The sequence below is a fragment of the Sphingobium wenxiniae genome, assembly GCF_007830065.1.
GTDB lineage: Bacteria > Pseudomonadota > Alphaproteobacteria > Sphingomonadales > Sphingomonadaceae > Sphingobium > Sphingobium wenxiniae.
Window position 1 is genome coordinate 1 of sequence record NZ_VLKK01000066.1, and the last position, 1,932, is coordinate 1,932.

The 1,932-nt window shown below is 64.2% G+C and carries 1 protein-coding gene and 1 pseudogene; both read right to left on the reverse strand.

Features of this window, described 5'->3' with window-relative positions; translation table 11 throughout:
- Positions 1-1,476, reverse strand: a 1,476-nt coding sequence (locus IQ35_RS20785; protein WP_242003441.1) for an ATP-binding protein, incomplete at its 3' end; no start/stop codon positions are given.
- A 160-nt stretch (positions 1,477-1,636) separates the two neighbouring features.
- Positions 1,637-1,792, reverse strand: a pseudogene (locus IQ35_RS21840) (hypothetical protein); the annotation flags it as partial.
- Positions 1,793-1,932 lie beyond the last annotated feature (140 nt).

The window sequence follows — 1,932 nt, forward strand, 5'->3', positions numbered from 1 at the left end:
GATCTCCTCGTCGCCCACCTCGGGTAGCACCAGCAGCTCGTCGATTCCGCCCGTCCACGGCGAAAGGCGGGTGAGCAGGGCGGGCAGCGACGATGCCAACGCTTCGACCCTAAGGCCGGCTCCTTCGCAACGAGCGTCGGCATCCGATCCGAGCGCGCGTGCGGCGTCGACCGCATCAATGAGCGCCTCGGAAGCCGCGGCGGCCGATGCACCATCGAGCCGGTCCTGCGCGCGCTTCCTTCGGTCGTCGAGATCGTTCCGGCTCTCGGCGATCTGCCTTCTCGCGGCGGCGTTCTCGCCGTGAGTCCGGGAGAGGTCGCGCAACTTTGCCGCCAAAGCGCGTGAAGGTGTGGCGTCCGCGTTGGGTCCCGCTTCGGCCCTCAAACGGCGAGTCAGCGCCTCCGCGACGACGAGCTCCGCCTCGCGCCGGACTAGATCCTGCGCGGCCTTCGCGACGGCGCCCCCGTCCGCGATGAGCTGGTCGATCTCGTCCGCCTTTTCCAAAAGGGTCGGATCGGCCTCGATTTTGTCCCGACGGTTTTCCGCGTCAGCCTTTAGCTGCTCTGCGGTCGACCTCTGGCGCTGGGCCTCCTCGGCCTCGCGGATCACGCGTTCCGCCTCGTCCTCGCGTTGCACACTGAGATCAACGATGGTTTCGTAGCCGAGCAGGGTCTCGGTCTGCTCGTCGCGCAGCCGTACGAGCGGGGCGAGCCGCCTTACGCGGTCTGCAGCCCTCAGCTCCGTTTGGACCACGTCGCGGGCGTCTCGAGCCAGATTGAGTGCGGCCTGTGCCTCCAGCATCGCGTTCCGTGCGTCAGACCAGGACTTGGGCTTGAGAGCTGCGTCTCGGATCGTCTTGGTGGCTTCGGCGAGCTGGCGGTGCGCGAAGGTAAAGCTGCGTCGCTGGGACGTCGTAGGCGCCCAGATGGCATCGGCCTCGCCTTCGAGCTTCTTGAGCTCGTCGGCGACGCCGGTGAGGCCAGAACCCGCGGCGAACAACGTGCGGCCGAGGTCGTTCTTGGCTTCTACCATTGCCTTGCCTCCCGAGCGCAGGGCATCCTGGTCGAGACTGAAGGAGAGGCTGAAGGTTTCGCGGGTCTGCCCTTTCAGCATCGAGGCAAGGGGAGCCTCGTCGATCGCTGCGTCATTCGTGTCAAGCAGCGTGCCGGCCGTACCCTTTTTCCGGCGGCACGCGAACGTCCGACTACCGTCCTCCAGTACCGCACCGACCCTGAGGAGGATGTAATCGAACATGAAGTTGTACGGCGACCGCTGGGGGAATCCGAAAAGGAGGTCTGACACCGCCGCCAGCGAGGTCGTCTTGCCGGCTTCGTTCGCCCCATAGATGATGTGGAGGTCGGGGTCGCCGGACCGAAAGTTTAGCTCGCAGTCCGCGAAGCGGCCGTATCTGTTGGTGATAATGGCGGATGAGCGAGACTTCGCCGCGTTCGGCGATGGACCGGTATTTGGGATCAAGAACTCCACCCTTGGCATCTCGCATACGGGCGAGCGTGGTATAAAGTGCTGTCAGGGTCAGATCCGAATGGCGCGCTAGAACCTTCCGGCGCAACCTGTCCAATTTGCGCGCTGCAATCCGAATCCTCTGCTCCAGTTCCGGCACGCTCGGCGGAAAGGGAAACGGATCAAAACAGGTTTCATTTTGATAACGCGGATCGTCGCCCGACCCCATCCGCCCGCCCGCACGAAGCGCCCACACGGTGTGCGCTGTGCTCGAGACCACGCCGAGAACATAGGGGTCGTCGGACGCAATCGCTATAACTGAGCCATCCACGAGACGGCCCGCACTGGGAATAAACTTGAAGAACCTCTCCGTAGCTGTTTCGCTGGTGACGATGTAGCGCCGGAGACCGCTGATGGCTGCACGAAGCCTCGGTCGAGGTTCTGCGAAGCGCCACCAATTGAGGCGGTACT